Here is a 7681-nt window from a genome sequence, read left to right as displayed (position 1 = left end):
TATATAATCAAAGATACTAATCATTTAATTAGATGTTGGTAGAGGGTCAATTTTACTTTCTACCATTTTTTGGTACCCAAATCATATTCCGGACATGTCTAATTTCGTTACCGTGAGCAGTACCTACCAATTGCACCCCGCGTTCAGCAATGGTACGGGCAGCTAAAGCTTCAAGTTCTGTACCAATTTCATCAATAACGATTACTTCTGGCATATGGTTTTCCACAGCCTCAATCATTACCTGATGCTGTAGTTCTGGACGCGCTACTTGCATTCGTCGAGCGCGACCAATGGCTGGATGGGGAACATCACCATCCCCTGCTATTTCGTTGGAACTGTCGATAATTACTACACGTTTATTCAACTCATCTGCCAAAACACGGGCTATTTCGCGTAAAGCCGTAGTTTTACCGACACCAGTTAAAAGATATTAGATGAGTAAGACAAACATTTTTAGAAGCTGAAACCCTTATTTTATCGTTGAGTAATGACTCGATAATAGGTTTAAGTCAATGACTTTAGTTATCGGGAAAATCCTTAGCGTATAAGGCTTTTAAGCTTAACACGGTTTTCTGCGCGAATGCTACTGATACCTTTATTACTATAGGCGGCATACTTTTATGTTTAGGCATAATTATCTTTGTAGCGGGAAACTGGCAGGGAGGATCGTGAGAAGTCAGATTTATTCTGCTATAGTTATAATTAGTCAACAACTTTGACAAACTTATTCGAGTCTCTGCCGATTATCGATTTGGGGATTATCAGTGGGCTGGCGGTATTTCAATGGTTATTTGTACTATGTGAAAGAAATAACCCTCCGCGCCGCGAATTGATTTTCCGACTGCTGTTATTGGTACCTTTTTGCCTTGATTCCCATAGTACCTCTTTGGCATGAAACTATCAGCCGAATTGATGAAGTTGGTGTTTTTATTTTCAATGTACTTCTAGCAACATTAGCCTGGGGACTAATTCAAGAAGGATTGAAATTAAGTAACAGAAGTTCTTTTTGGGGTGAGATGCTGTTATTAACACTGCAAATTATCAGCCGCGTGCAAGAGTACGATACCGATTTACTTTTTAAGTCCCTAGTCTTTGTTTTGTGCGGTTCTGCTTTAATTAGTGCTGGACTCTGGTTTGAGCGCCATCTACCTGGTGGTAACTCTGCAAGTAAGAAGTAGTGTAAATTTTAGATTTTGAATTCTAAATTTTAGTGAAGCAGCGCGGTCTTCCCCCAAGGGTAGACGCCAAGGGCGATAGCGCAGCGTTAGCGAGTTATCGAGCGTCTGGGGGTTTCCCCCATGAGTGACTGCTGAACCCGAAGGGATTGAATAAAAAATCTAAAATCCAAAATTCTAAAATCCCTGTACTTCAAAGTTTTTAAAGTTTCTCTGCGTTAGTCCTAATCTCGTTACTTTTGACCTCCTCAATACCTCTACTTTTTAGGACTACGCTCATGACTAATAGTTCTTCTGAATCTAAAAATAAAACCTTGTCTCCCGAAGCAGAATTCTCCAGTAAGGTGACTTTTCGGGATTACTTAATTGCTACTGAACAAAAATCGAATAAGCCCTTACCTTTTTGGCGTTTACTAGTTTTTCTGCCGCTGCAAACAGGGTTAATTATGGTAGTAGCAGCCCAAGCTCTTTATACAGATGTGACAGGTAAAACGGTAATTTTGCAAACCGTACCTGTAAATTCTAACAATGTGCTGCAAGGTAAGACCTTAGCGCTAGATTACAACATATCCCGTACCGCAAATTTGAGCAGATTACCTGGTTGGCAAACATTAGTCAGCAAAGGTCGTGGAAGCGGTAGAAGATCGCTTGAAAAAACCAACGTCTAGGTGGTTTTGCAAGAGTAACTATCTAACCTGAATTCGGGATAAGGAAAAGGACAGGTAGTAAGCTGAAAATAACAACCAATCCAGCAACCTGTCCTATTTATGCTGTGTTAGTTGACTTGGAAGATGCGGTAGCTGATGAATTAGCTTTACCATTTGACCGCATCTCTTTAGAGATGATATTTCGTGGTTTGTATCATTTTAGTGTCGCCTATGACAAAGGTAAGACGGATGATCCTATTAAGTACTTCGCTGCCCCAGAGAATCAAGACTTAGGTGTGGTTAAATATCTCCAAAAGCCAGTCTAAAAGCTGGATTTATCGCCTTTTCCCGCACCTCTTGACAAAAGTACAATCACTCTAACCTCTCACTGATGCTCCTAATTTCATCGTTCGCGCTAGCGTCTCCTTTGGAGACGGCTGGGCATTTTATCAGGGTTTGATCTTAGCTCTTCCCCTAACAAAATGAGCGAACGTACAGTAATTATACTGTTACTTTGATTTCTCCAATTGCTAAATGCCGTAAAAACACGGTTGTGCTGGTTAGCAATCGTGAGCAAAACTATATTCATTAAAGTTATCCGCGTGCATCTACAACCCTAATAAAAATAGGATATAGCTCAATATATCCTGGTGTAAGTGTCAAAGTCTGCGTGGCACTGGCACTTACGCCTTTATTAGGGTGGATCTAAGACACTATTGGCGAAATATTTATTCGCATTAAAAAGTGATAATAATCAATTTGGAGAAATCGTGAGTGACTTCTTGCAGCAGTTTTGGCACCAATAGATATCTCCAAAATAGTAACATTCTGTGGTAAGAGAACATTAGAGAGCTTTTTGGACACAGAAACATGAGCGAGATCCTGAATTATATTGAAGGAAACAAAAAAGAAACACGGCGCTTAATTGGTCTGGAGTATAAACAGTTACAACAGTTAATCCAAAACGCGGAACAATTACACGATAAGAAACAAGTTTTATTAGAATCAAAAAAAGTGAGAATTATTACTGGTGGAGGGGGTAGAAAACCAAAATTATCTATACAAAGAACAGATAATTCTGACCTTGGTTTATCTCAGGCATCTGACGACATTTCAACTTCTAGGCATCCAGTTTGGAGTAAGTGAGTCTACAGCTAATGATACGTTTAACTATTGGTTGCCGAATTTAGGTGAATTGCTACCATCTAGCTTACTTGGACAAATAAAAAAAAACGCATCTGACTATGAACAAGTCATTGAAATGCTTACAGAATATGAACTAATAGTAGATAGCTATGAACAAGTCAGGGAAAGACCTAGAGATAATAAGGAACAAAAAAAATATTTCTCAGGTAAGAAGAGTAATCATACATTTAAAAGCCAAATAATTATCTTACCTAATGGTAGTGATATCGTTGATATTGTGGCAGGGGAACCTGGCCCAAAAAGTGATATAACAATATTCAGAGAATATCGCTCGGAGTTTGACCCCAAACAAAGATTTAAGGGGGATAAAGCTTATGTAGGAGAAGATTTAATTACAACTCCCATAAAAAAACCAAAAAATCGAGAATTAACAACTGAACAGAAAGAACAAAACAAAGTATTATCAGCGAAACGAATCTTTGTTGAACATCGAATTCGTTCGGTAAAAATTTTTCGAGTTGTTCAAGACAGATTTAGGTTGAATGCTAAAAAGTATCAACAAGTTATCTTGACAATTTGTGGACTAGTAAGATTGCGAATTGGAGCGCTAATATTACCAGTCGAAATGTATCCTATGCCTTCAGGCTAAAATTCATGCATATAACTACATATTTTGCCTTGTTATTATCAGTAAGTATCTCAAATCCTTATTTTATCGTATTCACTAGCTAGTTTTTGATGCTTGCATTTACGTCTTATAAGCTAGCCGCAGCAAAGCTTTGATAGTTTTCGGAGATGTCTAGAATATTTAGGAAGCGCGGATCTACAAGCCCCACCACTAAATCTCTAGAATGGAAATCCCTCAAGTCATGCTGACCGACACCATCAAATCTACCTAAAGATGCAGCCAAAAAACTAACTGGCAGTCGCAAAAGAGGCTTTATGGCAAAAGTCACCGAAGATTACTTCGATAGTTCAGCACGCATTGCAGAAACAGTGTTGGGGTGGAATCGCCACAGTGTACAACTTGGCTTGGATGAACGGCGGACGGGGATAGTCTGTGTAGATAACTATCAGGCAAGGGGAAGACACAAGTGTAAGATTTAACTCTAATTCTTCTGCTTAACTATTTGTTACATGCTTATAAATTTTCTTCACGACTTACTTATCGGCGCAAACTTTAAATCGAACTTTCTCACAAATGGCTCAAAGTTCTCATGCGTTGCGATCGCTTTTTTCACTTTTATGACTAGGGATTTCTTATACAGATGCAGAATGCATCTGTAGCAAGTAAGAGAATTTTCTCTTGATAGTCACCTACTTAAAGCGAGAGGTTACTTGCTGTACTTTGTGTCATGATTGTGTTTATTCGAGATTAAACTTGTTAGCGATTGCAATTCTTTTGGTGTGCGATCGCCTTTTCTCATTTCAGCAACTAAGCCGCTACTGTCCCTCGGGCTCCCAACAACGCAATCACTTCTTTGGTAATAGAAGCCACGCGATTGAGTCTGTACTGTCTTGGTCGGTAGGGTCGAGGTGTGCATTACTGCATCACCCCTCCCATTCGAAACCGTGCGTGCGGTAGGGTAGGTAGCCAGCGAGTTACCAGTCTTGGCACTTTTCCAACTACCCCCCTCCAAACTACGCATGACCGTTTTCGTATCACGTAGCTTTCCAGTAATTTTTACGCTCGAGTGCTTCACCGTCGTAGCGTCCATATTGGATTTTCTCGTGACATTGGCGACAAACCACAAGGGTTTTACGTTTACGTGCGGACATTTTAAACATCCATTCTGGACGTTCTGGGCATTCCCTTTGCTTAATATCTGCTAATTTGCGGATATGGTGGACTTCAATATTGTCCGTTGCACCACAAAAACCCAGACGTAATGGTGGAACCTCAGCACTGGTTGCAGCTTCACTTTTGGGTTAGCGAAAACTCATAAGCTCTCTTGAGTACGGTTCCACTACTGAAAACCTCTGACAGTGCTTTACCGAATCCCAGACTTAGAGCATACCCGATTGACATTGCACGCTCATTCAATCGGCGATCGCCCAGAGATATAGTTGCAAAATTCTTCTCCCACCAGTCCAGCATTGCTTGTTACCTTTAGCACCGAATTTTCATCACTTTACCGTATCTGCCGTGCTGTTTCTTAAATCCTTTACCCGTAAGCTTTTCAAGACTTAACGGGAAAAGTCAGATTGTTACTAAGGGTTTGTGGGAATCGCGTTCCACTGTGACTTGTAGTACTTTATAAGTACCATCTTTTGTATCAATGGTTGCGCGGTATCGTCTGTAAATTTTCTGGCAAGTAGTTTTAAACTTCTTCGCCAAAGTTTTTACCAGAGAAAGCTCCATAACCCGTTTCAGTGTTCCCAAGCTGTGGAGGTTGTAAGCCATACAGTAGTACTGAGCTACACCTTGGTACTCTGCTTGATACTGGCTGACTATACTGTAGGCATCGTCTTTGACTCTTTGGGTTAGATGTATAGGCTTTCCAGAGCGCATATATTTCACTGGAGTTTAGACTAGGCAACAAGAAAAGACTCAGCAACGCTGAGTTGAAAAGAAACAGACTTCAGATATGAAAATCTACAGTACTAAGCAGATTCTGATTGCTCTTTGCGAGGCTTGGTTGTAGTTTTTTTAACTATGGGGTAGCAAATTCTACGTTGACGTGGTTGATCGGTCTTCCAGCCTGGAGACTTTCCGCGAGGTTTGGGTGGAAGGGCAGGAGTACCAATCACTGCAAAAATGCTTCCCATTGCCTGGGCAACCCTTCCAGGGGTCATTTTGTCTGATGACTTTTGCCAAGGTAAAGGGTTATCTGCAACAATATCACGGGCTAACCACAACTCCCAAGTCATCAGAGGCATCAAATCACTCCAGCGCTCACATTGCTTAGGGGTACTCAGCTTTGGTACAGTCCAATGTAGGCGTTGCTTTAAAAAACGATACCAGTGGTCAATCGTAAAGCGACGCAAGTAAAGTCGCCAAACTTCTTCTATTGGAGGCATTTCTTCTCCTACCCAAGCTAACCACAAAGGTTTCGATACTCGTTGATTACCTTGTTCATCGAGACGTTAAACTCTAATCAGTGACATCGGACGTGTCACCGCTTTACGGAAATGCAGATTTTTCCACAGACTAACCCGTACTCGTTTTAGTTTGGGATCATCTACCTCGAAGACAGATGCTGCTTCACTCCATGTTGTTGGTTCATTCAACTTGAATTTATCACCATGTTTTCTAGGACAGCCAATGCCTGCATAAGCTCCTGGTTCGCCCCATAAACACAAATTTGAACGCAACCAAACTAAAATATCCACTCTAATGTCGGCTGTCTTTAGAATAAAAGGGGCACAACCATACTCACTGTCCCAAACTGAAATTGGTCTAACGGCTAAATGCTTACACACCTGTTTAAGTTGCCAAACCGCTTTCTGAATTGGACTTTCACCACTTGTGATCCGTTCATGTCTCAAAGGTAGTGCCCAACTACCTGATTTTTCTGGTATCCAGGCAATTGTGCTATATCCTTGACCAATGGTAATAGTCTGGCATTTTTCATGGTGGCAGGTGAGAGTAGGTAGTTCTTTTCTCACTTTCTGCCTTCATGGGGACTGTATTCAATCAGACACCCCTTTTTTTCTTGATCATTCCCCATGTGATTATCATTATTGTATTATTATCTGGAGCAGATATAGGAATCCTATTTGATTTTTGAAAAAACTCCGTACATTCCAAGAGTAGGAAAATCAAAGGTAGTGTGTCGGATGAACCACTCAAACATCCACTTTAAATGAGAGAAAGAAGAATCAAGGCACAAAAACGTCGAACCCATGTTTTAGCTTGCAACCAGATATCTTCAATAGGATTTTGCTCTGGACAATTAGGAGCAAAACGAATGCAGTGAATTTTCCATTGTTCTGGTTGCAAATCTTGATTAAGTTCATCTAAAAAGGTTTGGATTTCTTTAGAACGGTGGTAAGTAGCACCATCCCAAAAAATCAGCAGTTGCTGGTCACCAGACTCAGTTAGTAGATATTGCAGGTAATCAATAGTATTTTTTGAATTTCCCCTGTCATAAGCTTTAAGCAGTAATTTTCGTTCAAGATAGTCAACTGCTCCGTAATATGTTTGTTTCTCTCGCTCATTTACCACTGGAACCGTTATTTCCTGGTCAGTTCTCCCCCATACATAGCCACTTAGGTCTCCCCACATTAAATGACACTCATCAATTAGCAATACCCTCAATTTTCCGGCTTCGATTTCGGAACGCTTACTTGCCAACAATGTTTCAATTTCTTTTTTTTTTCTGCAACAGCATCTGGATTCGCTTTGGGATTTAACTTTGTGGTTTTCTTCCAACTGATAGAAACTGCATCGAATAAATCATAGTAACTTTGTTTTGACTCATAAACGACGTCATATTCAAAGGCTAGTTTATACTCCAGTTCCCCAAGCTCCCAATTGTCCTTGGTTTGTAGCCAACTCAACACTTCTTCTCGCTGTTCGTGACTCAGGTGGCTTTTTCGTCCTTTGTGGTTCAACCGTAGTCCATCGATTCCATCCTGCTCGTAAGCAAGATCCAACCTGTTATCGAACTTTTTCTCTCCCGTCTATGCCTAATTTGGAGTTGATTGTTTCAACTATTCCTATTTCATCAATTAGTCCAGCTACTATTCCTAAGTGATCTAAGTTTTTAA

The 7681-nt window shown here is 40.5% G+C and carries 9 protein-coding genes and 5 pseudogenes; 5 read left to right on the top strand and 9 right to left on the bottom strand.

Annotated features, from left to right (window positions below; translation table 11 throughout):
* Positions 1 to 52 precede the first annotated feature (52 nt).
* A pseudogene (locus H6G26_RS36060) lies at positions 53 to 418 on the bottom strand (single-stranded DNA-binding protein); the annotation flags it as partial.
* A gap of 448 nt (positions 419 to 866) precedes the next feature.
* On the opposite strand from H6G26_RS36060, the gene H6G26_RS36055 reads away from it, so the two are divergent.
* The 4 genes and pseudogenes from H6G26_RS36055 (at position 867) to H6G26_RS36040 (ending at position 3617) form a co-directional block, all read left to right on the top strand.
* Positions 867 to 1178: a hypothetical protein gene (locus tag H6G26_RS36055; protein WP_347242571.1), complete on the top strand. Its 312-nt coding sequence runs from the start codon at positions 867 to 869 to the stop codon at positions 1176 to 1178.
* 275 nt (positions 1179 to 1453) lie between these two features.
* Positions 1454 to 1840 (top strand): annotated as a pseudogene (locus H6G26_RS36050) (GDYXXLXY domain-containing protein); the annotation flags it as partial.
* Between the two features lie 101 nt (positions 1841 to 1941).
* Positions 1942 to 2145: pseudogene (locus H6G26_RS36045) on the top strand (IS4 family transposase); the annotation flags it as partial.
* Positions 2146 to 2852: 707 nt separating this feature from the next.
* Complete coding sequence (locus H6G26_RS36040; protein ID WP_347242570.1) at positions 2853 to 3617, top strand: transposase family protein; 765 nt, start codon at positions 2853 to 2855, stop codon at positions 3615 to 3617.
* A 106-nt stretch (positions 3618 to 3723) separates the two neighbouring features.
* Here H6G26_RS36040 and H6G26_RS36035 read toward each other — a convergent pair whose 3' ends face one another.
* Complete coding sequence (locus H6G26_RS36035) at positions 3724 to 3924, bottom strand: hypothetical protein (protein ID WP_190736180.1); 201 nt, start codon at positions 3922 to 3924, stop codon at positions 3724 to 3726.
* On the opposite strand from H6G26_RS36035, the gene H6G26_RS36030 reads away from it, so the two are divergent.
* Positions 3911 to 4075 carry a hypothetical protein gene (locus tag H6G26_RS36030; RefSeq protein WP_190736178.1) on the top strand — a complete coding sequence of 55 codons (165 nt, stop codon included), beginning with the start codon at positions 3911 to 3913 and terminating at the stop codon, positions 4073 to 4075. The genes H6G26_RS36035 and H6G26_RS36030 overlap by 14 nt on opposite strands.
* Before the next feature lie 555 nt (positions 4076 to 4630).
* On the opposite strand, the gene H6G26_RS44405 is transcribed toward H6G26_RS36030, so the two are convergent.
* From H6G26_RS44405 to H6G26_RS36000, 7 genes and pseudogenes are all read right to left on the bottom strand, one after another.
* Positions 4631 to 4852: a hypothetical protein gene (locus H6G26_RS44405; protein ID WP_190736182.1), complete on the bottom strand. Its 222-nt coding sequence runs from the start codon at positions 4850 to 4852 to the stop codon at positions 4631 to 4633.
* A gap of 34 nt (positions 4853 to 4886) precedes the next feature.
* The gene (locus H6G26_RS36020) at positions 4887 to 5066 is read right to left on the bottom strand and encodes a transposase DNA-binding-containing protein (protein WP_190736176.1); all 180 of its coding nucleotides are present in this window, start codon (positions 5064 to 5066) and stop codon (positions 4887 to 4889) included.
* A gap of 102 nt (positions 5067 to 5168) precedes the next feature.
* Positions 5169 to 5480 (bottom strand): group II intron reverse transcriptase/maturase, encoded by a 312-nt coding sequence (locus tag H6G26_RS36015; protein WP_190736174.1) that lies wholly within the window; start codon positions 5478 to 5480, stop codon positions 5169 to 5171.
* Between the two features lie 92 nt (positions 5481 to 5572).
* Entirely contained in the window at positions 5573 to 5989 is a 417-nt protein-coding gene (locus H6G26_RS43290) for a hypothetical protein (RefSeq protein WP_242054170.1), read from the bottom strand.
* A 66-nt stretch (positions 5990 to 6055) separates the two neighbouring features.
* On the bottom strand, positions 6056 to 6577 hold the full coding sequence (locus tag H6G26_RS43285) for a transposase (RefSeq protein WP_347242569.1): 522 nt from the start codon (positions 6575 to 6577) through the stop codon (positions 6056 to 6058).
* Between the two features lie 107 nt (positions 6578 to 6684).
* Positions 6685 to 7584, bottom strand: a pseudogene (locus H6G26_RS36005) (IS630 family transposase); the annotation flags it as partial.
* Positions 7578 to 7681, bottom strand: a pseudogene (locus H6G26_RS36000) (DUF4277 domain-containing protein); the annotation flags it as partial. The pseudogenes H6G26_RS36005 and H6G26_RS36000, both read right to left, overlap by 7 nt.

Origin of the sequence: Nostoc sp. FACHB-888 (assembly GCF_014696655.1) — a bacterium.
GTDB lineage: Bacteria > Cyanobacteriota > Cyanobacteriia > Cyanobacteriales > Nostocaceae > Nostoc.
This window is presented reverse-complemented; position numbering and strand designations above follow the sequence as displayed.

What these genes read in the sequence shown, in the direction of transcription:
- H6G26_RS36030 (WP_190736178.1), top strand. Translation starts at nt 3,911, where the DNA reads ATGGCAAAAGTCACCGAAGATTACTTCGATAGTTCAGCACGCATTGCA.
- H6G26_RS36020 (WP_190736176.1), bottom strand. Translation starts at nt 5,066, where the DNA reads ATGCTGGACTGGTGGGAGAAGAATTTTGCAACTATATCTCTGGGCGAT.
- H6G26_RS36015 (WP_190736174.1), bottom strand. Translation starts at nt 5,480, where the DNA reads ATGCGCTCTGGAAAGCCTATACATCTAACCCAAAGAGTCAAAGACGAT.
- H6G26_RS43290 (WP_242054170.1), bottom strand. Translation starts at nt 5,989, where the DNA reads ATGCCTCCAATAGAAGAAGTTTGGCGACTTTACTTGCGTCGCTTTACG.